This is a genomic window from Acidipropionibacterium timonense, from assembly GCF_900605005.1.
Lineage (GTDB): Bacteria > Actinomycetota > Actinomycetes > Propionibacteriales > Propionibacteriaceae > Cutibacterium > Cutibacterium timonense.
This window is the reverse complement of sequence record NZ_LR027558.1, coordinates 1,694,761-1,712,385: the sequence shown is the minus strand read 5'-3', so window position 1 is coordinate 1,712,385 and position 17,625 is coordinate 1,694,761. Positions and strand designations below refer to the sequence as shown.

The following is a 17,625-nucleotide window of genomic DNA, read 5'->3' as shown; positions in this document are numbered from 1 at the left end:
TAGCACATGAATCACACGGGTGTGGTTCATGCCGCGCCCCGGGCATCACGGGCATCGATGGCCTCGATGATCCCGGGCCACAGGAGACGGATGACATCCCACGGCCAGTAGTGGTGGGGATCGCCACGGTGCTGTGACCGCAGAGCCGGGCGCAGGCGCCCACGCTTGCGCCACTGCCTGATCTGTCCACAGGTCACCGGCAGGTCACACTCCCCGAGCTCATCGGCTGTCATGGCTCGGTGGTAGCGCCACTGGAGCTCCAGGGCCGCGGGGCCCGGCATCTCGTGGCGGTCGCTGCTCCATGCTGTGGCCTCGCACACGAGCACGGCCTTGACCCCCTGACCGACGAGCTGCATCGACGCCCCGCAGGACGGGCAGGAGATCCTCGTGGGAGGTCGCACGCCGGCCTGTCTGGTCAGGGTCGAGTAGGTCTGGTGGACGACCTGGTCGACGATGCCCATGTCGACGTCATCGAGCCATGCCCTCGAGTCCGCCCAGATGTCGGCCAACCATGCGCACTCGGTGTTCCAGGACAGTCCGCACGGCTGCGGGTGTGCTGTCCGGGTGTCGGGGTCAACGGCCTGCCAGATGATGCGGGAGGCCACCGATGACAGCTCGACGAGGCTGGACGGCTCCCAGCCGTCGGAGGCCACGACATCGAGGCGGGAGACATCCAGCGGCGGGCGCGATCCTGGCACGGTGCGGGTGTGGGTGGTCTCGCCGTCGGGATTGCGGGTGCCCCCGAGGGCCTCGATCTCGGCGACGAGGGCTGGCATCTGGCGGATGCGGGCCACCGGATCGGATCGGGGGATCCACACGAGGGGGTCGGTCATGGACGGTCCTTTCGGGAAATCGGTTTCTAAGGCTCTGGGAGGTGGTGGGGTGGGAAGATGTGCCGGGTCAGGGCTGCGAGGCGCTCAGATTCTCGACGCCGTCCGTTTCTGGGCTATCTGCGGGCCCGCGCCATGTGCCGGGGAGACGCCACATTGACCTGTCCGCGTCGAAGATGAGTCCCCGCTCGACCATCTCGGCGGCAGTGAGGCAGCGGCGACGATCGGGGCCGGTATTGACGCCGTGCCTGCCGACACGGTGCAGTGCTGTGTCTTGGCTCCGCTCAAGGTGGCGTGGCAGTGGTGGCATGTCCAGGTCATGGTTGGTCTCCTTTTGCCGGTTTCCGGTCTTGCGATCGACCTGTGACGGCGTTTCGGGGCTGGTGTGGGTGTCGGGTTGGGTCGGTGTCTGGAAGGCGCTCAAATCTCCGTCGCGCTGGGCGTCACTCTGAGAGCCTGGCGGAGCTGGTCCCGCCTGGATGTGCCGGTGTTGGCTATTCGGGGCTCCTGTGGCTGTGGCGTGGCTTCCAGGGCTTGGGGTTGGGTGCTGTGGTGGTTGGCGATGTGGTGGCGGGTGTCTCGGAGCCATTGGCGGTAGGCGTCCGGGTCTGTCGGCGGGTGGTCGAGTCGGGCGCGGTCGAGGCGGTCGTCGTGGACGCGGTGGACCTCGGTTCGGATTTGGCGGGGGTCGATCCAGAGGGGTCGGGTGTCGTGGCGTCGGGCGATGGTGCGGACGGCGGTGAGGGCGTCGCGTAGGTCGATGTCGTCGAGGATGAGGTGCCAGGCTTCGGGGGTCCACTCGTCCTGGGCTTGGGCTGGGCAGATCGCTCGGATGGTGCGGACCAGGTCTGTCGTTTGGTCGAGGTTCATCAGGCTGCTCCGTTGATGATGTCGATGAGGGGGTTGGTTCCGGTGGCGGCGCGGTGTTTGGCGCGCTGGTACTGGGCGTCGGTTTCTTGCTGTCGGCGGCTGGTGGTGTGGTCGGTGGCGTTGCGGATCCAGTTGCGCCAGGTGGCGTCCCAGTCGGTCTTGCGGCCTTTGGCGCCGGGCTGGGCGTGCCAGTAGTCGCGGAATCGGTTGAGTTGGTCGTCGAGCCAGTCGGGACTGTGGGGCTGTTCGACGTTGAGGTTGGGGCTGGTGCGTGCTGGCTGCCATTGGTCGGGAAGTCGTGCGCCGAGTTTCGTCTGTTGTTTGGCCGGAGCGTCAGCGACGACGTCCCGACCGGAGGCGGTGGCGAGGTCGCTGGGTGGTGTCGACGTGGTGTCCCCCCGGACCCCCGAACGAAGTGAGGGGGGTCCCTGTTCCCTGTTCCCTGTTCCCTGTTCCCTGTTCCCTGTTCCCTGTTCCGGGGGTGAGTCCTCAGTGACGACTCCGTGAGGACTCACTGAGTCCTCAGTGAGGATTGTGTTTGCCGTAGTCGGGGCGGGAATCTTGGAGGGTGTGGGGCGGTTGATCTTCTGGTGTCGGGCGAAATTGTCGACTTGGCAATAAATCCGCTTTCCGGGGCCTCTGTAGAGGGTGATCTGACCCCCGCGTGAGAGGTCAGTGAGGATGTCGTGAATGCTCACTGAGTCCTCAGTGAGTCCTCCGTGATACCTCACTGAGTCCTCACCGATGTGGTCGTCGAGCGGGAAGAGCTGCGACCTGATGAGTCTCGGATCAGCGGACAGGCGTCCCTCGTCGTCGGCCATGGACCACAGGCCGACGAAGACGAGCCGGTGCACAAAGGGCAGGACCGCCATGTCCTCCGACGACCAGAACTCTGGCTTGATCGTGCGGATCCTCATGCCGTGCCTCCCTCGAAGTCGAGTGGATCCTGCTTCAGCCCGGGCGTCGTCGAGGCGTCCACGTCGTCGGTGGTGTCGAACAGCTCGAGGGTGCCGGCCAGGAGCGCATCGACGGGGCCGATGAAGTCGCGCAGCTCGACCGACAGGAGCCGAGCCCTCCCCTGGAGTCTGTCGAGATCCTCGGCGTCGATGACGCCGTGCATCGGTGTGACGCGCTCGATCTCGTAGTGGATTTCCCAGGCGGTCTCGGTCAGCGTCATGAGACGTTCCCGCGCCGTCACGAGATGCACCAGATTCTCGATGTTCTCGGTTCTGTTCATGGGGTCTCCTGGAGGGCGATGGTGACGGTGTGGTAGCCGGTGGGTGGCGGTATGGGGTCGCGACGCGGGTCGGGGCCCAGGACGTACTCGGAGGAGTCGTCGGGCCACACGCCCGCATCGGTCATGCCGTCGATGATCGCTTTGAGGGTGGGTGTCGCGTTGTTGGGGTCGGCACGCCCGGGGCGGTATCCGATGGTGGCGATGACACGCACCCGGCTGTCGGCGTGGATACCGTGTTTGCGGCAAGCCGCAGCGGCCATCCATCGGAGTGTTTTCGTGGCGCGTGCTCTGGCCGCCCAATGTTTCCGGTGGTTGAGCGACATCCACAGCGTATTCGGAACCATCAGCGTGAACTCCTGCGTCATGCCGCCACCTCCATGGACTCGGTGACGGCGGTGAGGAGGTCACGGGCGGCCGGCGGGGTGACAGCGTTCCCGGCGAGGCGGACCCGGTCACGCTTGGTGCCCTCCCAGTGGTAGTCGAGAGGGAAGGCCATTCCGGCGGCGACCTCGTGGGGGGCGAGCATCCGGAACCGGCATTCCATGACGTCGGCGTCGGTGATCTGCGGCTGGGTGGTCGCCAGGCCGTACCGGTCGGTGCAGGTGAGGGTGCCGATGGGCTGGGAGACCGGCTTGGCCGTCTCACTGGCGCTGTAGTAGGGCACGAGCAGGGCCTTGGACGAGGTCGCGGTCAGGGTGCGCAGGGGCTCGGTGACCGGCGTGCACAGATGGCCCGGGTTGTCCCCGGCGCGGGTCGTGTTGTGCCTGACCATGAGCGGTTCGGCGGTGCCGTAGCGGCGCAGGCCCTCACGGATACGTGCGAGTGTCTTGGCGGAGAGGGGGCGTTTCCGGTCGGCGATCCGCTCGGCCGGGATAGTCCAGTCGATGATCGTCGAGGCCGGCCGCCATCCGGGTTCGACGATGGCCCCGCAGTCGGGGCACACGTACACGTACTGGGCGTGGTACCGGCCGACGGTTCGGCCAGGCTTCCATGCCTGCCGGGCGGCCACCGTGGTGTCGCAGCGGGGGCACCACGCAGCCGGCCGCATGACCCGGTCGATGTCGGGAGCAGTGCAGCCGTGCGGCCATGCCACGACGTACAGACGGTCCCGTGACTGGGGTGCCGGGTCGCCGGCGGCCTGGGCGTGCATCGAGTTGAGGCTCACGACCCGGTACTCGTAGCCGAGGCGACGCAGGCCGCGACGCCATGCCGCCCACGCGTCGGCGTACTTGGCCTGGGTCGCGATGTCGACGACATTCTCGACGATGACCGCCCGGTACCGGTGGTACTCGATGAACCGCAACACGTCGAACATGAGCAGCCGCGAGCGGGTGATCTCGTCCTCGCCCTCGGAAATCAGCCCGTCGGGGACGTCGTCGAAAAGGGTCGGGTCACCGCCCAGCTCGACCGACAACGCCTTGGCCTTCTGATTGGCCAGGCTCCACTTGGTACATTCTGGTGATGCCCACAGAATGTCCGTGCGAGGAAAGTTGCGGGGGTCCTCCATGTGGAGGTCCACGCAGGCATGATTCGTGTGCGGGTGATTCTCGGCATGGACCTGGACCGCGAGAGGCCAGTGATTCGCCGCCAAGGACACCTCGACCCCGGGGACCTGGCAGGCGCCGGTCGTCGATCCGCCAGCCCCGGCGAAGATGTCGGTCATGGTGATCATTGCTGGTCCTGCTTGTCGGGGGACACGGTGGCGATGAACGGGCTTCGGGTCTCCATGATGTGCATCGGGATACAGTCGGTGGTTTGGAGCGACTGCCATCCGTCGTACTGGTGATGCCACAGCACGCGCTCGTCTCGTTCAGTGTCGGCCCATACCCATTCGGCATCCATCCATGCGGGCCGTGGCCGCTGCGTCATGAGACGGTATTGCGCGGTTGCCGCGAAGTCATGTTCTGCCGTTCGAACCGTAACTTCGGCATCCCATGTCAGTGAGATGAATCGTTCCCCGGAGCGAATCTTTCCGTCTTCTGGTACGGTTGCGGCATCCCATGCCGCTATGAGATGTTCTGCGCAGGTCATGGGGCCATGCTCCACGGTGACAGTGGGCCACACGTCTACATCCTCCCTGTCGGCGGCGACCGGATACCATCGTCCGTCAACCTTGAGTAGTCGGATAGCGTTGAGCGTGTCGTTCACCCGAATGACGGTCCATTCCGGCAGGGCGTCCAGATCGAGTTTGTCGGTCATGTCAGGCGACCTTTCGTGTGTTGGTGAATCCGGTCCTCGTGTACCGGCGGCTACGAGGCGTCCCGTTGGCCGGTGGGGGTGTGATGATCTGGCTGGGGTCGAGGATCATGTCGGCGAGGTCCTCTGCGTCATGGCGTGCCAGGAATCTGGCGGCGAGCCCGTACTGGACCGGATCGATCTTGGCCGCGCCGATGTCGACGAACGTGTCACGAGGTGCAGCCATCAGAACGGGGCCTCCTCGGACTGGCTGATGCCCCACGGATCCACACCCTGCTGCTGGCCGCCGGTACGCTGACGCCCCCGGCTCTGGCCGCCACTGAACGGGTTACGGGTCACCTGCGCTGTCGCATGCCTCAGTGACGGGCCGACCTCCTGGACGTCGATCTCGTACGAGGTGCGACGGTTCCCGTCACGATCCTCGTAGGACCGGGCCTTGAGGTTGCCCTGCACGATGACGCGCATCCCCTTGGACAGGGAGTCGGCGACGTTCTGGGCGTACTGGCGCCACGCATGGCAGGCGAGGAACATTGCCTCGCCGTCGCGCCACTCGTTGGTTTGACGGTCGAAGGTGCGCGGGGTCGAGGCCACGGTGAAGTTCGCCACCGGCGCCCCGTTGGAGGTGAAGCGCAGTTCGGGGTCGGCGGTGAGGTTGCCGATCACGGTGATGGGGGTGTCCTTAGCCATGGTGCTGCTCCTGAAGGTAGTGGTGTGCGTCGGCCTGTAGCGGCTGGTGGATACGTCGCACGTGGGGGATGGAGGTGATGTCTGCCGGGGTCCAGCCGGTGACCTCGGTGATGGCTGGCCAGTTCCAGCCGTGTGCCCGCCGGTAGGCGATGTCGTCGAGGTCGACGGGCCACACGGGGGTGGGCATGTGTCGGCGTGCGATCGACAGGTGATCCGGGTGGAGGCACCAGCCGAATCCGCAGAGGCGCCGCACCTGGTGGTGGGGGAGCCGGCGTCCGTGGGCGTAGGCCCACACGATCTGTGCCGGGGTGGGCTGGTAGCGGTGTCCGTCGTGGATCCAGCTGGCGTGGCGTCGGCGTCGTGGGCGGTCGAGGGTGGCGTGTCCGTCGTCGGTGACCCGCAGCCGGCACATGATGTCGGTGATGACCTGGCCTGGCACGGTGATGTCGCTCACGACGGACTCCCCGGCAGGACCCGGGCGATGCCGGGCTCGCGGCGGATGATGTCCTCCAGCCACCTGAACTGGCAGGCGATGGAGCTGGTGAGCCAGCGAGCCGTATCATCCGCGGCTTTCGATCTCGCCGTAAAGGTCAGAGAGACGATGCACGCTCCCACGTGACTGGGGCCACCGTCACCGCCGATGAACTCGAGATGCGCTGACCGGAGTCTTGGCCCAACCTTGCTCTCGTGTAGTCGGAGCTCGGCGTCGACAATGCCATCGTCCATGTTCTCCCGCTCTGGGAACGCCCGCCTCATGGCCTCTCTCTGCCGGGCTACTGCCAGGAGGATGGGCTCGGGGATCTGGCGGTGGATGTAGTCATCCGACAGGTGCTCGGTCACTGGGTCACCTCGCCGGTGTCGGGGTCCACCAGTTCGGCGTCGACGGTGTCGTCGTGGTCGTCTTCGGCTCCGGCGATGACTGCGTCCGCGACGGCATCGAGCTCGTCCTGTGTCAGCTCGTTGGCCGACGCCAATTCGCGCCGCCCGGTGATGTCCTTCGCGACTTCGAGCATCTCGGCCTGTGTCACCCCGCAGTCGGTCATGGCCCTCGTGGCACGGCTGTAGTCGAGCCTCGGGCGGGGCTGCGCCGGTGCCGTATCAGTGGCGATCGTGCGCTCCCGTGCGTCCGCCTGCATCATCTCCTCGGTCGTGTAGATGCCAGACAGGTCGAGGGGGAAGGCCTTGCGCAGGGCGAGCGCCTCAGCACACTTGGCGACCATGGTGGCTGGCATCTTGGCCCACAGCCCCATCGGCACCTCACGGCCGGAGCGATCCATGCGCATCGGCATGTACTCCGTTGTCGTCGCGACACCGGAGAATCTGGCCTCTCCGACACGGACGACGACCTTCGCGGCAGTCGGAGGGGTGTCCCAGATCCACAGGTCATGCCAGTGCCCGTCGCCGTCCGCCCACAGGGTGTCGTCGCACGACAGCGACATGCCCCGGGCTTCAGCCGCCCGATGTGCGATGAGCCGGTATCCGTCGATGCCGGTCTGGATCGTCTGCTTGACAACCCAGTTCTGGCCCTCACGTGACCTGCGCCCGATCATGTAGATCTGCCCCGAGAACGGGTCCAGCCCGGTGGACTGGCAGCGGTGGAAGAAGATCCTCAGATCGTCCACTGATGCTGACGTGACACCCAGCTGCCGTAGGACAGATACCTGGGAGTCCGTGAATGCCGTCTGGGACGGCCCGATGGACAGTTCTGATGATCGTGCCTGGACGATGTCGGTGGACATGATTCTCACTTTCGGATGGAGACGAAGGGGGTTCCGGGTGTGCCGTCGGCGTTTCGCTTGGCGGTTCGGGTTGCCAGAACGGTGCCGTCGGGGAGGGCGAGAGTGCCTGCGTCACCCATTTCGTGGGCCATGCGGGCCTGCAATCCCCGCCGGGCTGCGGTGTCGGTTTTCTGGGTGGTCATGAATGAGGTGTGGTATCGCTGGTATTCACGCCATGCGATGACGGTGTCGGCGGTCGCTGTGACGGTGGCGGCGGTGATGTGGGGGTGGCGGCGGCGGTCGGCCTCGTAGTTGGCTGGCTCGGGCTCCCAGTGGACGTCAAGGTCGGCCTCGACGGTGGCCCAGAAATCGGCGGCCTGCCGTGCCGCATCCTCCTGCCAGTCGCGGTTGGCGGTGATACGCCAGCAGTGGATGCCGAAGCCGCCCATGGCGACGATGTCGGTGACTGGTAGGTCGAGGACGTGCATGTACCACTGGCACTGCTGCCAATACTTTTCGGGTATGTCTGGGCGTGTGTTGCCTGTGGTGATGTCTCCGCCACCAACATGCCACTTGTCTGAGGTGTTCGGCACGAACTTGAACTCCAGGACACGGCTTGCCGACGACAGTTGATGGCGCGGTTCGACAACCAGGGCGTCGGGGTTCGCGATCTGCCATGGCCGCGTCTGGGAGCGGAACGTGCCGGGCTGCACGGCCAGGTATTTGCCGTCGAGCAGGTGGTCTCGGTACCAGTGCTGCATGGCGATTTCGGCGTAGTGTCCGGCCTCGAGGAGGCGGTCTGCCGGCTTGTCTTTGCCGCGCCCGGTCTTGTCGCACCATATCTCGTATGGTGTTCGGTAGGCTCCCTCGGCGCGGAGGATCGATGCGATGTCGGAGCCGCCGATCCCGCGACGCCTGGCCTCGACCCAGTCTGGGGTGCCGTCTGGGCCGCGGTAGATCCTGACGGCCGACCCGACCTTGATGGTGTGCCTGTCGATCATGACTGCCCCCGTGCGGCTAGCAGGATGCGGATACTGCGCCGGGTGAGGTACTCCGCCCAGCGGACGAGCTGGCTGCGCATGTCGTCGATGTCGATAGCGGACTCCTCCCACGTCTCGTCGTCGAGATCGTCGATGTTGTCTACTGCATCCATGAGTGCGTTGGCGGCTGCGATGCTGCTGTAGCCGGGCGCGTAGTTCTGGCTCGTGGTCATGGGGTGGCTCCTGTGAGGTCGGACCAGACGTCGATGAGCTGGTCGTAGATGTTGTCGAGGGTGGTGACGATGGCGTCGATGTCGACGCCGGTGTCCGTCCATGCGTCGTCGTCGAGGGTGGCCAGGCGGACAGCCGCCTCGTTGATCTCCCCCATGGCGACGTCGAGGCTGCTCGCCCACATGTCACGCTGAGACTGGTCGGTCATGGCAGCCACCTCGTAGCCAGATCGTCGATGACGTGCGGGTGCTCTGCGATATGGGCGTCGCACATGTCGCAGAACGCCGCGTGGAGTCGGCGGACCACGGCGATGGCATCAGGCGCGTCGTCATCATGTGCGGTGCGCTGGCGCAGCTGGTCGACGGCCCCGGACCACTCGCCAGCCTGAACCACCCAGCCGTGCGGCGTGGGAATCAGGAGACACCGGCCCCGGAGAAGACCGTCGACACACAGACCATCCCATGCAGTCCTCCAGAGGTCAGCCCCACTCAGGTCGGCATCCCGCAGGTCGGCCCCGCTCAGGTAGGCGTAGCTCAGGTCGGCGTAGCTCAGGTCGACACCGTGCAGGTCGGCCCCTTCGAGGATGGCGTCGCTCAGGTCGGCGTAGCGCAAGTTGGCACCGTGCAGGTCGGCGTAGCTCAGGTCGGCGTAGCTCAGGTCGGCGTAGCTCAGGTCGACACCGTGCAGGTCGGCCCCTTCGAGGATGGCGTAGCTCAGGTTGGCGTAGCTCAGGTTGGGCCGTCCGCCCTTCTCCAGCGCCTGCTTGCAGATGGACAGCACTTCATCGCGATTCATCGGTTCTCCTCGGGTTCGATTCCTGTCCCGTGGCAATGGGGGCACAGCGGTTCGTCATGCCATTGGTAGTCGCCGATGCCGTCGCACCATGTGCACCAGTCGGGCTCGTCGTCGTAGTCGGTCATCACAGCCTCCGGTCATCGTTGTGGAGTCGCCACACAACCCACAAGGCAGCGGCGAGGACGGCCAGGAGGAGGACGCCGCCGTTCGTGAAGAGAGGCATCACCGGGCCCTCCTCGGCGTGTTGTCCCGTACGTACGCTGCGAGGACGCCGCCGGGAATGAGATAGCGAACTCCGCCACGCGGCCCCTTGTCCTCGCGGGCACAGATGATTCGGCCGCGGCACCAGTCCTGCACGGTGCGCTTGCTCTTGCCGATGAGCGGCGCGGCCTCGGCTGGCTTGTACCAGCGGTCCGGATCAATCCACGTCATGACAGTTCTCCTGCGATGATGTGCCCATGACGAATGACTCGAATCCGGCGCAGAAACTGCACGACAGGTTGGCGCAGTGGAAGACGCTTCCCGAAGGTCGTTCGCCGAAGGCCGCCAGGGCCATCGAGGGGCGCGACTGGATCGATGTCCACCTGGAGACCCTCGGCTGGTTCTCCCAAGTTCGCGACCGATTGACCGACGAGACCTATGCCGGGCTGGTCGACTCGATCGCGACAGCGATCTTCACCGACAGTGTCGGTATCACCGGTTCCCGCGGCGGTGTCGTGCGTCTTGTCGGGGACTCGGACCTGGTGGCCCTCAAGATCCTCGCCGACAACTGGGGGCAGGCTGGCGTGTCGGGATCCGACCTGTCCGACGTCCTGTCGGCCACCGATTCGGTCCGCGGGCTCATCGAATCGGCCGACTACCTCGACTCGGACGCGGCGCGCTACCTGTTCGAGCTGGCCGAGGCCATCGACAAGGCGGTCGAGGAGTTCTCGATCTTCGGGCCCAGCGGAGTCCAACGACTCGTCAACGAGCTCATCGGGGCTCTCGCGGTCCATTTCGGTGAAGCTCCGGCCGACGATGCGCAGAAGGCTGGCACACTCATCGAGAACCTCTACCGCGCCTTGCGCAAGATCCTTCACCTGGCTGCACCGGCCGCCATTGAGGGCGCCACCGCTGGCATCATGCAAGCGCTGACGACCTGACACCAGGCGTGCGGCGGCGGTCTTGTTCGCGGTGATGATTCGGCAGGCCTCGAACAGGCCCGGCTTCATGTCGGGGTCACGCGGGTCGGCCAGCGTGTTGAGCATGTCGGCCTGAGTGGCTTTGAGCGCATATTCGTGCGGGCACATCATGGTGATGCCGCTCATGCCGCGACCTCCTCGATGTCGTGGACGGCGGTGATGTCCTCGAGGGCACGCTGTACGTCCTCGGGCAGGACCGCAAGGATGACGGCGAGCCGGGCGGCACCCTTCGCGGTGATGCGCGGGGTGCAGGTTCCAACCTGGTCGCCGGTCTTGGGGTTCTCGTAGCCGCCGTAGCGGGCGGTCATGCGGCCCCGGTTCACCTGGGACTGCATGGGCTCGTTGCCGCGAGACATGACCCAGTGGTTCTCGCGCAGCCAGCACATGAGGTTGTTGCGGCCCATGGATCGGCGGGTCCCGTCGATCTCGAGGGTCGTGGCCCCCGCCTTGTGGAGGGCCTTGGCGATCTGGCCGACGGAGTAGTCGACGTTGGTTGACAGCCACAGGTCGAAAGCGCGTGCCTTGGGAGCAAGGATCTGTTGGCGGGCCTCGAGTTCGGCTCGCTTGGCGCGCTCGGACTTGAGGTCGGTGGCGAGTCGGATGATGAAGTCGGGGTCGGACAGTGCCTTCTCGATGGCGTCGGGGGTGAGGTACCCGCCGGTGCGCCGGATCGACGGCAGGACCTCATGGGTCACCCAACGCTTGAATGCCTTGGCCTCTGGTTTGCGTGATGCCAGGACGAGGCTGTACAGGCCTGCCTCGTTGACGCACCAAGTCTCCCCCTGGCGCCCTAAGTTGAACTTAGAGCGTTCGTCGTCGTCGAGTCGTTGCAATGTGACGGTGGTGTTCGTCAGATCGAGCGCTGTGCAGATGTCCGTGGCAACGAACCAGGGCTCGCCGTCGATGGAGACGGTGCGGATGGTGCCGAATTGGGGGCTCGCGAACTGGGTCACGGAGGTGCTCATCGGTCGTCCTCCGCCCCGTCGCTGATGGCAGCCATGGCCATCAGGACGGTGATGACGGTGTCCTTGGCGACGCCGGACCGACTGGCAATGTCGGCGATGATCTGCCATGTGATTCCCCTGGCCTCCAGCGGCTCAGGGCATGACGGGGTAGGGACAGGTACCATGGGGGTGCTCCTTCTAGGGGTGTTGGCCCGGAGCTGCCCTGACTCGCCAAAGTGGAGGCAGTTCCGGGTTTCATTCTCATGATGATGTAGCCGATTGGCTACAGATGACTGTAGTGCACAGGCTACATCTGGACAAGGGGTGGTCAGTGCTGCATGAGCTTGTACAGCGTCACGCGATGCACGCCCGCAGCGTCCGCGATCTCGTCGCGCGCAATCCCGGCGGCCATGGCCTGTTGGATCGCTCGGCGACGGTCCTCCATGGCGGCGTCGATCGCCTCGCTGGCGCGGCGCACCTCCGCCAACAGCTCGCGGGCCTTCTCCTCTGACACGTTCATCACCTCGCAGTCTAGGCAATCGTTGACAATCGAGACGCCGAGTGTCTGCAGTGGACGTCCCTGCTGCAGCGGGGGCGGCTTTCTTTGTGTGGTGGGTCATGCTGCCCTCGCTTGGAGCGCACGGCGTGAGCGTGTATCTGCTGGCATGCTGTCGGGCTCACCGTACTCGAAGGCGTCCTCCAGGTCGATGTCGAGCTTCCGGCAGATGGTGAGCGCGAGCGCCTCCGAGCAGGTGCGGCTCCTGGCGGTCTCGATCATGGAGATGAACTGCTGGGTGCACCCGGAGATGGCGGCCAGATCGGTCTGCGACAGTGACCGTCGGCGCCTGGCCCTGGCGATGGCGCCTGGGTTGGTGATCCTCATCCACATCCCTCCTCGTCTCTTGTGGCGGGTTGTGCTTCCTAGTCTGCAAGCTGCGCGCTTGGAGTACAAGTGGCTCATGGCCCATGACCGTAGCCCTTGTGACTTGTACAAGCAAGCGGGAAGCGTGTAATGCCTAGTCACATGGCGCGTCTATGAGCCATGCTGGCATTGTGCTTGTACAAGCAATACGCTTGTGAGGTGCACGCAACAGGACAAGGGCCAGACCATGGATGACGTGACACCACTCCAGCAACTCGTCGCAGACAGGCAGCGGGACCTCAACGCCCACAGCCTCATCGCGATGTATCGGGCGGCGAAGCTGCCAGCTGGATCGATCACGTACGAGACGCTCAGGCGGATCGCATCTGGCGCACAGAAGTCGATCCGGGACGACCGGACCTATGGTGACCTTGCCGCGATCCTGCGCGTCGATGTCGACGACATCAAGTCCGCCGAGGCCGGATACACGCCGGTCGGTGGCTGGAAGCGCTACGAACGTCTCACCCAAGAGGAACGGAAGGCTGTCGAGGGCATCATGGATGTGCTCCTCGCAGCCCGTGAGGCAGGAGGTAGTGGTGATGACCGGCAGTCTGACGCTCAGAAGAGCCCCGATGGTGTGGGTGCGGTCGTCGAGGTGGCCCTGGCAGCCGACAACCCTGGTGTGCCGACCGACCGGGAACGCATGGAGCAGGAGTGGGGCGATGACCCAGCCTGACCCGTGGCAGACACTCCGCGACCAGCCACACCTCGACCTCGTGTGGGGTGGGCTGCCAGCCGGATGGCGTGGAGCCACAGACGGACACACCATCTGGATCGCGACCGGACTGACCCAGCGTGAGCGTCGCTCCACGCTCGCCCACGAACTCACCCACATCAGGCTCGGGCTTCTCGGGCCGCAGCCGCCCGTCTGCGAGGAGCGCGTCCGGGTCGCCACAGCACGGTGGCTGCTGCCCGATCTGGGTGTGGTGGCCGATGCCATGGCTGACTCGACGCCCGAGGCTGCCGCCCTCGACCTGTGGGTCGCTGACGACGTCCTCGCCACTAGACTCGCGCACCTCACCGACGGGGAGCGCGCCTACATCGACAGCCGCACCGAAGCGGCATGAGAAAGGACAATCCCATGGGACGCCGGACACGTATCCGCAAACTCGAGGAGAAGCAACGCGAGCTCGAGATCGAGCGTTTGCGGCAGGAGAAGCGCGACGCTGCACGTGAACGCCGCGAAGAGCGCAGGAGCAGAACCCAAGCGGCCATTGACGCGATGACCCCGCAGGAGCGGAGCAAAGCAGAGAAGCGGGCCACGGTGGTTCTCGGCGTTGTTGGCGCGGTGATTCTCCTCATCATCATCGCTGCCGTCGCGAGCGGAGGGCATGAAGAGGCCGGCCAGTCGTCGCCGAGGCCGGCCTCGACGACGCCGACGCGGGCCACAAGCCGCGCCACGGCAGAGCGAAGCAGGCACGCCACACCCCCATCGAAGGCGGCCGCCCCGCTCGCCCCCACCGTGAAGAAAACCCTGCTCCAGAATCTCGGTGTCACATCGTTCACGCAGACGTGCGGTACTGCCGCATCATGGGCATGCCCAATTACAGACATCAGCGACAACGGGAGCGGTGACGTCACCGTGCACGTGCAGGAGAAACTGAGCCGCGACGAAGCGAAAGACGCAGCACGGAGAATCCTGCAACTCACATGCCTGGACGCAACAGATCTTCAGTGGGTGAGCGTCGAGGACACCTCCGGGGGAGTTGCCGGCCAGGTGCAGCGGTCCTCAGCTGCATTGTGCAGGTAACCAAGTGGCGGTGCAGGATCTGTGGCGTGACCGTCATGGCGCGCCCACACGCCGCGACGGGCGAGGACTACGGTGGCGTGTCGTCGTGGCCGGATGGCCCACCACAGCCTGCCGGACCCGCGCCGAGGCCGAACGCCTCAACGCTGTCAGGCTCACCACCGCCCCACCGCGCCCCGAGGATGGGCGCACTGTCGGCGATCTCGTCGACGTGTGGCTCGACGGCAAGCGTGGCCTCAGCCCTGCCGGGTACGACGCCGCCGCCCTCGCCGCGTCCCACGTCAGGTCACGCTGGGCCCGGACGCCCATCGATCAGGTCACGGCATCCGAGGTGCAGGTGTGGATCGCCGGTCTGACAACCGCCGGAGGACCAGCCTCGGCATCCCTGCGACACAAGGTCCTCCAGTGTCTGCGCGGGGCGCTGCGCGACCGGGTAGACCTGTCGACGGTGACCGCTCCACGCGAGGTCCGCAGGGACGTGCATCCGCTGACGATGGACCAGCTCAGGCTCCTGGCGGCCGAGGTCGACACGGATCCGGCCGCCGGTGAGTCGGCGGCGCTCGTGTGGCTCCTCGGCACGACCGGCCTGAGGATCGGTGAGGCCCTGGCTCTCAACGTCGGAGACGTCGACGAGCGTCGAGGCCGGGTGAGGGTGCACAGGTCGAAGACCGGGCGGGCCAGGGATGTGCCCGTACCGGCGTCGGTCATCGCGATGCTCGACCTTGACGGGCCGGCTGACAGGCCGCTGCTGCGCGCCCACCGTGGAGGGCGTATCGCGAAGGACTCGTGGCGTGAGCGCCGATTCCGTCCGGCGTGCGACCGGCTCGGCTGGGGCGACGTGCGGATCCATGATTTGCGGCACACGGCTGCGTCGCTGGCCATCGCCTCGGGTGCCGATGTCCTGGCGGTGCAGCGGATGCTCGGGCATCGCTCGGCGACGATGACGCTTGATCTGTACGGGCACCTGTGGGATCAGGGGCTGGATGATGTGGCGTCGAGGATGGATCGGCTGATGTCTGACAGTGACACTACCCGTGCCGTACCGGGGTCCTCTGACTAGGTGCGGGGTGTGCTTTGGGAGCAGGAGACCGCAGGTTCGAGTCCTGTCGCCCCGACCACCTTGTCAGGGCCATCTTGCCAGCGTCACTGCTAGTGGGGTGGCCCTTCTGGTGCCCCCGGTGGGTGCGCAGTGTGTGCGGTCGTGTGCAGTCGTGGTGTGTCGTGCGTCGTACCGGGTACGACGGCGACTAGGGGTGATGTGGTCCTGGTCGGGTGGGATCTGTACCCATCCTGTACCGGGCCGGATACGGCATGGGGGTATCGAGGCCGGTGGCAGCGCCCGGGGTGCTTGGCTTGGCGGTGTGATGTGTTTGCCCTAGTCACAGGGAAACGCTCACTTTGGGTGAGCGATTCTGGCATGTTGAGGCAGGGTGTGCCAGTATTAGTGATGTCAGCAAGACAAAGCCCCCACGGAGCTGGCACTCCCGGGGGCACGGACAGAGATGGAGACTCTGACATGACCGAGCATATCATCACCAGCAATGTCAGCTCACTCCCCAGCAGCGATGGGCACCTGACGGAGCTGGATCCATTCGACCTGACGGACTGCGCCGGAGATTTCGCCGGCGATTTTGACATGGATGCCGCCAATGGCGACTACTACGAGTCCTGCTGTGAGGCCCTGGCAGCGGTCCGGCCCGAATGGTCCCTGCTCAAGAATGCCGAGGTCGTCGGCCCGGTCGACTCCCCCGACCTGAGCGAGGACGAGAGGGAGACACTGGGTGAGCTCTTCGACACCATTGATGTGACCGCCATCCTCCAGCGCCACACGATCTGACACACCAACCCGACCGGCCCGGGGCATGGACGCCCCGGGCCACCCCTAGAGAGGACACTGACATGATCGACACGACCACCACCCAGGGGCGCGCAGCACTCCAGCAGATGAGGGGCCTCGGGCGCCGGCTCCTGGCGGGAGAGGACCCCGCAGTAGCGACGGCATACCTCATCATCGACCGCACCCTGGCCGATAGCACCGAGGATCTGCACTGGTACCTGGCGGGCGACATCAGCGCCGACGCCGCCGGGTACACCTGGACCATCGAGCGGTATGTCGACAGCGGGGACGGCACTGGAGACGGCCTGTCCTTCCTCGATGCCGGCTTCACCGCAGCTGAGTCGGCCCGTATCCACGCGATCCTGTCCACTGTCGACCCCGACCACGACGAGGAGGACGACTGATGGCATCCCCGACGATCCATGCCGCTGTCCCGGCCGACCTCGCTGACTGGGTGGCAGGCCGGGCGGCACTGCGGTGCGAGCCGACACGGCTGGCCCGGTCGGTGATGAGCGAGCTGTGGATGTGGCAGACAGTGCAGCAGGTGGAGCTGTCTAGGCAGTCCTGGACACTCGATGAGCTGCATCTCATCGCCGCCTCCACGATGGGCACGATGCCGACGGCGGCAGTGCCCACGACGATGGGCCTCATGGCCGCCGCCCTCTACGATGCCCGCCGGGTCGGCGACATCGCCGACGACGACGCCGCAGCCGCAGTGCTGGAGCGGCTGGCCGGTCTGTCGGTGGCCGCCGATGTGGCCCTCGAGTATGCGGTGGCGCGCTGGTGGGCCGACGATCTGCCGCACTCGGTCGACGGCTGGGCTGAGGTCGGGGTGCATGTCACCGATGGTCGGGGCGACCTGCCATGACTGGTCGACCAGCCTATGGATCGGCCGACAGCCATGGACGGTACGGGATCCTCGACACTGACGATGACGGCCGCCTCATCTGCCATGAGTGTGGCCGCACCTACGATCATCTGGCGACGCATGTGGCGCAGGCCCATGGCATGACCGGCGCTGTGTATCGGGACAGGCATGGGCTGTCCACCGGGACGCCGCTGGTCTCCCGCACTGTGCGGGGGCGGATGAGTACGGCATGGCAGACCCACCGTGATGCCCATCTGGAGGTACTGGCTGAGCACCGCGACCCGGATCGGGCGAGGGCATCATCGACAGCGGGTGGCAGGTGGAGGGCTGAGCTGGTCGCCCGCCGCATGGAGGCCTCGGCTGCGCGACGGGTGGAGCTGACCGGTGAGCAGGTGGCCGAGCTAGGTGATCTGACTGATCTGCCGGGGTGGGCTGATCGTGCTCGGCGGCTCATGGCCCGTGACGGTGTTTCGGCGGCGGCGATTGCCAGGGCTGTCGGCCTGTCGGCTGCTGGCGTGCATCAGCGACTCCGCCGCTATCCGGGCAGGTGATGGGGATGACAAAATGACCCCCGGTCACGCA

31 protein-coding genes are annotated in these 17,625 nt (G+C 66.0%); 9 read left to right on the top strand and 22 right to left on the bottom strand.

Going from position 1 to position 17,625, the window contains the following annotated elements:
* Window positions 1–26: 26 nt before the first annotated feature.
* From E0E30_RS08145 to E0E30_RS08065, 18 genes are all read right to left on the bottom strand, one after another.
* A complete protein-coding gene (locus E0E30_RS08145; protein WP_130865835.1) occupies window positions 27–833 on the bottom strand; it encodes a hypothetical protein in 807 nt (268 codons plus the stop codon).
* Between the two features lie 417 nt (window positions 834–1,250).
* A complete protein-coding gene (locus tag E0E30_RS08140; protein WP_130865834.1) occupies window positions 1,251–1,700 on the bottom strand; it encodes a hypothetical protein in 450 nt (149 codons plus the stop codon).
* Entirely contained in the window at window positions 1,700–2,617 is a 918-nt protein-coding gene (locus E0E30_RS08135; protein ID WP_130865833.1) for a hypothetical protein, read from the bottom strand. The genes E0E30_RS08140 and E0E30_RS08135 overlap by 1 nt, the downstream gene beginning before the upstream one ends.
* A complete protein-coding gene (locus E0E30_RS08130; RefSeq protein WP_130865832.1) occupies window positions 2,614–2,937 on the bottom strand; it encodes a hypothetical protein in 324 nt (107 codons plus the stop codon). Before E0E30_RS08130 ends, E0E30_RS08135 begins: the two co-directional genes overlap by 4 nt.
* The gene (locus E0E30_RS08125; protein WP_130865831.1) at window positions 2,934–3,197 is read right to left on the bottom strand and encodes a RusA family crossover junction endodeoxyribonuclease; all 264 of its coding nucleotides are present in this window, start codon (window positions 3,195–3,197) and stop codon (window positions 2,934–2,936) included. The genes E0E30_RS08130 and E0E30_RS08125 overlap by 4 nt, the downstream gene beginning before the upstream one ends.
* A 101-nt stretch (window positions 3,198–3,298) precedes the next feature.
* Window positions 3,299–4,609, bottom strand: a complete 1,311-nt coding sequence (locus E0E30_RS08120; protein ID WP_130865830.1) for a DNA cytosine methyltransferase — start codon at window positions 4,607–4,609, stop codon at window positions 3,299–3,301.
* Window positions 4,606–5,136 carry a hypothetical protein gene (locus E0E30_RS08115; RefSeq protein ID WP_130865829.1) on the bottom strand — a complete coding sequence of 177 codons (531 nt, stop codon included), beginning with the start codon at window positions 5,134–5,136 and terminating at the stop codon, window positions 4,606–4,608. The genes E0E30_RS08120 and E0E30_RS08115 overlap by 4 nt, the downstream gene beginning before the upstream one ends.
* 1 nt (window position 5,137) lies before the next feature.
* Entirely contained in the window at window positions 5,138–5,359 is a 222-nt protein-coding gene (locus tag E0E30_RS08110; RefSeq protein ID WP_130865828.1) for a hypothetical protein, read from the bottom strand.
* Window positions 5,359–5,820: a single-stranded DNA-binding protein gene (locus tag E0E30_RS08105; RefSeq protein WP_130865827.1), complete on the bottom strand. Its 462-nt coding sequence runs from the start codon at window positions 5,818–5,820 to the stop codon at window positions 5,359–5,361. The genes E0E30_RS08110 and E0E30_RS08105 overlap by 1 nt, the downstream gene beginning before the upstream one ends.
* The gene (locus tag E0E30_RS08100; RefSeq protein ID WP_130865826.1) at window positions 5,813–6,274 is read right to left on the bottom strand and encodes a hypothetical protein; all 462 of its coding nucleotides are present in this window, start codon (window positions 6,272–6,274) and stop codon (window positions 5,813–5,815) included. The genes E0E30_RS08105 and E0E30_RS08100 overlap by 8 nt, the downstream gene beginning before the upstream one ends.
* Entirely contained in the window at window positions 6,271–6,660 is a 390-nt protein-coding gene (locus E0E30_RS08095; RefSeq protein WP_130865825.1) for a hypothetical protein, read from the bottom strand. The genes E0E30_RS08100 and E0E30_RS08095 overlap by 4 nt, the downstream gene beginning before the upstream one ends.
* Complete coding sequence (gene bet / locus E0E30_RS08090) at window positions 6,657–7,559, bottom strand: phage recombination protein Bet (protein ID WP_130865824.1); 903 nt, start codon at window positions 7,557–7,559, stop codon at window positions 6,657–6,659. Before bet ends, E0E30_RS08095 begins: the two co-directional genes overlap by 4 nt.
* 5 nt (window positions 7,560–7,564) lie before the next feature.
* Window positions 7,565–8,539 carry a YqaJ viral recombinase family protein gene (locus tag E0E30_RS08085; protein WP_130865823.1) on the bottom strand — a complete coding sequence of 325 codons (975 nt, stop codon included), beginning with the start codon at window positions 8,537–8,539 and terminating at the stop codon, window positions 7,565–7,567.
* The gene (locus E0E30_RS08080) at window positions 8,536–8,751 is read right to left on the bottom strand and encodes a hypothetical protein (RefSeq protein WP_130865822.1); all 216 of its coding nucleotides are present in this window, start codon (window positions 8,749–8,751) and stop codon (window positions 8,536–8,538) included. Before E0E30_RS08080 ends, E0E30_RS08085 begins: the two co-directional genes overlap by 4 nt.
* The gene (locus E0E30_RS08075) at window positions 8,748–8,957 is read right to left on the bottom strand and encodes a hypothetical protein (RefSeq protein WP_130865821.1); all 210 of its coding nucleotides are present in this window, start codon (window positions 8,955–8,957) and stop codon (window positions 8,748–8,750) included. The genes E0E30_RS08080 and E0E30_RS08075 overlap by 4 nt, the downstream gene beginning before the upstream one ends.
* Window positions 8,954–9,544, bottom strand: a complete 591-nt coding sequence (locus tag E0E30_RS08070) for a pentapeptide repeat-containing protein (RefSeq protein ID WP_130865820.1) — start codon at window positions 9,542–9,544, stop codon at window positions 8,954–8,956. The genes E0E30_RS08075 and E0E30_RS08070 overlap by 4 nt, the downstream gene beginning before the upstream one ends.
* Window positions 9,541–9,669, bottom strand: a complete 129-nt coding sequence (locus E0E30_RS13765; protein ID WP_280953267.1) for a hypothetical protein — start codon at window positions 9,667–9,669, stop codon at window positions 9,541–9,543. Before E0E30_RS13765 ends, E0E30_RS08070 begins: the two co-directional genes overlap by 4 nt.
* Before the next feature lie 97 nt (window positions 9,670–9,766).
* Entirely contained in the window at window positions 9,767–9,976 is a 210-nt protein-coding gene (locus tag E0E30_RS08065) for a helix-turn-helix domain-containing protein (protein ID WP_130865819.1), read from the bottom strand.
* Between the two features lie 26 nt (window positions 9,977–10,002).
* Here E0E30_RS08065 and E0E30_RS08060 point away from each other — a divergent pair, with 26 nt between their 5' ends.
* Window positions 10,003–10,686 carry a hypothetical protein gene (locus E0E30_RS08060; RefSeq protein ID WP_130865818.1) on the top strand — a complete coding sequence of 228 codons (684 nt, stop codon included), beginning with the start codon at window positions 10,003–10,005 and terminating at the stop codon, window positions 10,684–10,686.
* Window positions 10,687–10,847: 161 nt separating this feature from the next.
* Here E0E30_RS08060 and E0E30_RS08055 read toward each other — a convergent pair whose 3' ends face one another.
* The 4 genes from E0E30_RS08055 to E0E30_RS08045 form a co-directional block, all read right to left on the bottom strand.
* Window positions 10,848–11,690, bottom strand: a complete 843-nt coding sequence (locus tag E0E30_RS08055) for a phage antirepressor (protein WP_167853917.1) — start codon at window positions 11,688–11,690, stop codon at window positions 10,848–10,850.
* Complete coding sequence (locus E0E30_RS13315) at window positions 11,687–11,854, bottom strand: hypothetical protein (RefSeq protein WP_167853916.1); 168 nt, start codon at window positions 11,852–11,854, stop codon at window positions 11,687–11,689. The genes E0E30_RS08055 and E0E30_RS13315 overlap by 4 nt, the downstream gene beginning before the upstream one ends.
* 143 nt (window positions 11,855–11,997) lie before the next feature.
* On the bottom strand, window positions 11,998–12,189 hold the full coding sequence (locus tag E0E30_RS08050) for a helix-turn-helix domain-containing protein (RefSeq protein WP_130865816.1): 192 nt from the start codon (window positions 12,187–12,189) through the stop codon (window positions 11,998–12,000).
* Window positions 12,190–12,285: 96 nt separating this feature from the next.
* A complete protein-coding gene (locus E0E30_RS08045) occupies window positions 12,286–12,552 on the bottom strand; it encodes a helix-turn-helix transcriptional regulator (RefSeq protein WP_167853915.1) in 267 nt (88 codons plus the stop codon).
* A 226-nt stretch (window positions 12,553–12,778) separates the two neighbouring features.
* Between E0E30_RS08045 and E0E30_RS08040 the strand changes: the two genes are divergently transcribed.
* From E0E30_RS08040 to E0E30_RS13905, 8 genes are all read left to right on the top strand, one after another.
* Window positions 12,779–13,267: a hypothetical protein gene (locus tag E0E30_RS08040; protein ID WP_130865814.1), complete on the top strand. Its 489-nt coding sequence runs from the start codon at window positions 12,779–12,781 to the stop codon at window positions 13,265–13,267.
* The gene (locus E0E30_RS08035; protein WP_130865813.1) at window positions 13,254–13,658 is read left to right on the top strand and encodes a M78 family metallopeptidase domain-containing protein; all 405 of its coding nucleotides are present in this window, start codon (window positions 13,254–13,256) and stop codon (window positions 13,656–13,658) included. The genes E0E30_RS08040 and E0E30_RS08035 overlap by 14 nt, the downstream gene beginning before the upstream one ends.
* A gap of 14 nt (window positions 13,659–13,672) precedes the next feature.
* Window positions 13,673–14,341 (top strand): hypothetical protein, encoded by a 669-nt coding sequence (locus E0E30_RS08030; protein ID WP_130865812.1) that lies wholly within the window; start codon window positions 13,673–13,675, stop codon window positions 14,339–14,341.
* 4 nt (window positions 14,342–14,345) lie between these two features.
* Entirely contained in the window at window positions 14,346–15,398 is a 1,053-nt protein-coding gene (locus E0E30_RS08025; RefSeq protein WP_130865863.1) for a tyrosine-type recombinase/integrase, read from the top strand.
* A 456-nt stretch (window positions 15,399–15,854) separates the two neighbouring features.
* Window positions 15,855–16,175, top strand: coding sequence for a hypothetical protein (locus tag E0E30_RS08015; RefSeq protein ID WP_130865862.1), 321 nt, complete (start codon window positions 15,855–15,857; stop codon window positions 16,173–16,175).
* 62 nt (window positions 16,176–16,237) lie between these two features.
* The gene (locus tag E0E30_RS08010) at window positions 16,238–16,579 is read left to right on the top strand and encodes a hypothetical protein (protein WP_130865861.1); all 342 of its coding nucleotides are present in this window, start codon (window positions 16,238–16,240) and stop codon (window positions 16,577–16,579) included.
* Window positions 16,579–17,043, top strand: coding sequence for a hypothetical protein (locus tag E0E30_RS08005; RefSeq protein ID WP_130865860.1), 465 nt, complete (start codon window positions 16,579–16,581; stop codon window positions 17,041–17,043). Before E0E30_RS08010 ends, E0E30_RS08005 begins: the two co-directional genes overlap by 1 nt.
* Complete coding sequence (locus E0E30_RS13905; protein WP_130865859.1) at window positions 17,040–17,594, top strand: MucR family transcriptional regulator; 555 nt, start codon at window positions 17,040–17,042, stop codon at window positions 17,592–17,594. The genes E0E30_RS08005 and E0E30_RS13905 overlap by 4 nt, the downstream gene beginning before the upstream one ends.
* Window positions 17,595–17,625: the final 31 nt, after the last annotated feature.

What these genes read in the sequence shown, in the direction of transcription:
- E0E30_RS08050 (WP_130865816.1), bottom strand. Translation starts at nt 12,189, where the DNA reads ATGAACGTGTCAGAGGAGAAGGCCCGCGAGCTGTTGGCGGAGGTGCGC.
- E0E30_RS08125 (WP_130865831.1), bottom strand. Translation starts at nt 3,197, where the DNA reads ATGGCCGCTGCGGCTTGCCGCAAACACGGTATCCACGCCGACAGCCGG.
- E0E30_RS08110 (WP_130865828.1), bottom strand. Translation starts at nt 5,359, where the DNA reads ATGGCTGCACCTCGTGACACGTTCGTCGACATCGGCGCGGCCAAGATC.
- E0E30_RS08060 (WP_130865818.1), top strand. Translation starts at nt 10,003, where the DNA reads ATGACGAATGACTCGAATCCGGCGCAGAAACTGCACGACAGGTTGGCG.
- E0E30_RS13315 (WP_167853916.1), bottom strand. Translation starts at nt 11,854, where the DNA reads ATGGTACCTGTCCCTACCCCGTCATGCCCTGAGCCGCTGGAGGCCAGG.
- E0E30_RS08070 (WP_130865820.1), bottom strand. Translation starts at nt 9,544, where the DNA reads ATGAATCGCGATGAAGTGCTGTCCATCTGCAAGCAGGCGCTGGAGAAG.
- E0E30_RS08035 (WP_130865813.1), top strand. Translation starts at nt 13,254, where the DNA reads ATGACCCAGCCTGACCCGTGGCAGACACTCCGCGACCAGCCACACCTC.
- bet (WP_130865824.1), bottom strand. Translation starts at nt 7,559, where the DNA reads ATGTCCACCGACATCGTCCAGGCACGATCATCAGAACTGTCCATCGGG.
- E0E30_RS13905 (WP_130865859.1), top strand. Translation starts at nt 17,040, where the DNA reads ATGACTGGTCGACCAGCCTATGGATCGGCCGACAGCCATGGACGGTAC.
- E0E30_RS08135 (WP_130865833.1), bottom strand. Translation starts at nt 2,617, where the DNA reads ATGAGGATCCGCACGATCAAGCCAGAGTTCTGGTCGTCGGAGGACATG.
- E0E30_RS08145 (WP_130865835.1), bottom strand. Translation starts at nt 833, where the DNA reads ATGACCGACCCCCTCGTGTGGATCCCCCGATCCGATCCGGTGGCCCGC.
- E0E30_RS08080 (WP_130865822.1), bottom strand. Translation starts at nt 8,751, where the DNA reads ATGACCACGAGCCAGAACTACGCGCCCGGCTACAGCAGCATCGCAGCC.
- E0E30_RS08105 (WP_130865827.1), bottom strand. Translation starts at nt 5,820, where the DNA reads ATGGCTAAGGACACCCCCATCACCGTGATCGGCAACCTCACCGCCGAC.
- E0E30_RS13765 (WP_280953267.1), bottom strand. Translation starts at nt 9,669, where the DNA reads ATGACCGACTACGACGACGAGCCCGACTGGTGCACATGGTGCGACGGC.
- E0E30_RS08115 (WP_130865829.1), bottom strand. Translation starts at nt 5,136, where the DNA reads ATGACCGACAAACTCGATCTGGACGCCCTGCCGGAATGGACCGTCATT.
- E0E30_RS08030 (WP_130865812.1), top strand. Translation starts at nt 13,673, where the DNA reads ATGGGACGCCGGACACGTATCCGCAAACTCGAGGAGAAGCAACGCGAG.
- E0E30_RS08055 (WP_167853917.1), bottom strand. Translation starts at nt 11,690, where the DNA reads ATGAGCACCTCCGTGACCCAGTTCGCGAGCCCCCAATTCGGCACCATC.
- E0E30_RS08120 (WP_130865830.1), bottom strand. Translation starts at nt 4,609, where the DNA reads ATGATCACCATGACCGACATCTTCGCCGGGGCTGGCGGATCGACGACC.
- E0E30_RS08065 (WP_130865819.1), bottom strand. Translation starts at nt 9,976, where the DNA reads ATGACGTGGATTGATCCGGACCGCTGGTACAAGCCAGCCGAGGCCGCG.
- E0E30_RS08010 (WP_130865861.1), top strand. Translation starts at nt 16,238, where the DNA reads ATGATCGACACGACCACCACCCAGGGGCGCGCAGCACTCCAGCAGATG.
- E0E30_RS08075 (WP_130865821.1), bottom strand. Translation starts at nt 8,957, where the DNA reads ATGACCGACCAGTCTCAGCGTGACATGTGGGCGAGCAGCCTCGACGTC.
- E0E30_RS08140 (WP_130865834.1), bottom strand. Translation starts at nt 1,700, where the DNA reads ATGAACCTCGACCAAACGACAGACCTGGTCCGCACCATCCGAGCGATC.
- E0E30_RS08045 (WP_167853915.1), bottom strand. Translation starts at nt 12,552, where the DNA reads ATGAGGATCACCAACCCAGGCGCCATCGCCAGGGCCAGGCGCCGACGG.
- E0E30_RS08085 (WP_130865823.1), bottom strand. Translation starts at nt 8,539, where the DNA reads ATGATCGACAGGCACACCATCAAGGTCGGGTCGGCCGTCAGGATCTAC.
- E0E30_RS08040 (WP_130865814.1), top strand. Translation starts at nt 12,779, where the DNA reads ATGGATGACGTGACACCACTCCAGCAACTCGTCGCAGACAGGCAGCGG.
- E0E30_RS08015 (WP_130865862.1), top strand. Translation starts at nt 15,855, where the DNA reads ATGACCGAGCATATCATCACCAGCAATGTCAGCTCACTCCCCAGCAGC.
- E0E30_RS08130 (WP_130865832.1), bottom strand. Translation starts at nt 2,937, where the DNA reads ATGAACAGAACCGAGAACATCGAGAATCTGGTGCATCTCGTGACGGCG.
- E0E30_RS08005 (WP_130865860.1), top strand. Translation starts at nt 16,579, where the DNA reads ATGGCATCCCCGACGATCCATGCCGCTGTCCCGGCCGACCTCGCTGAC.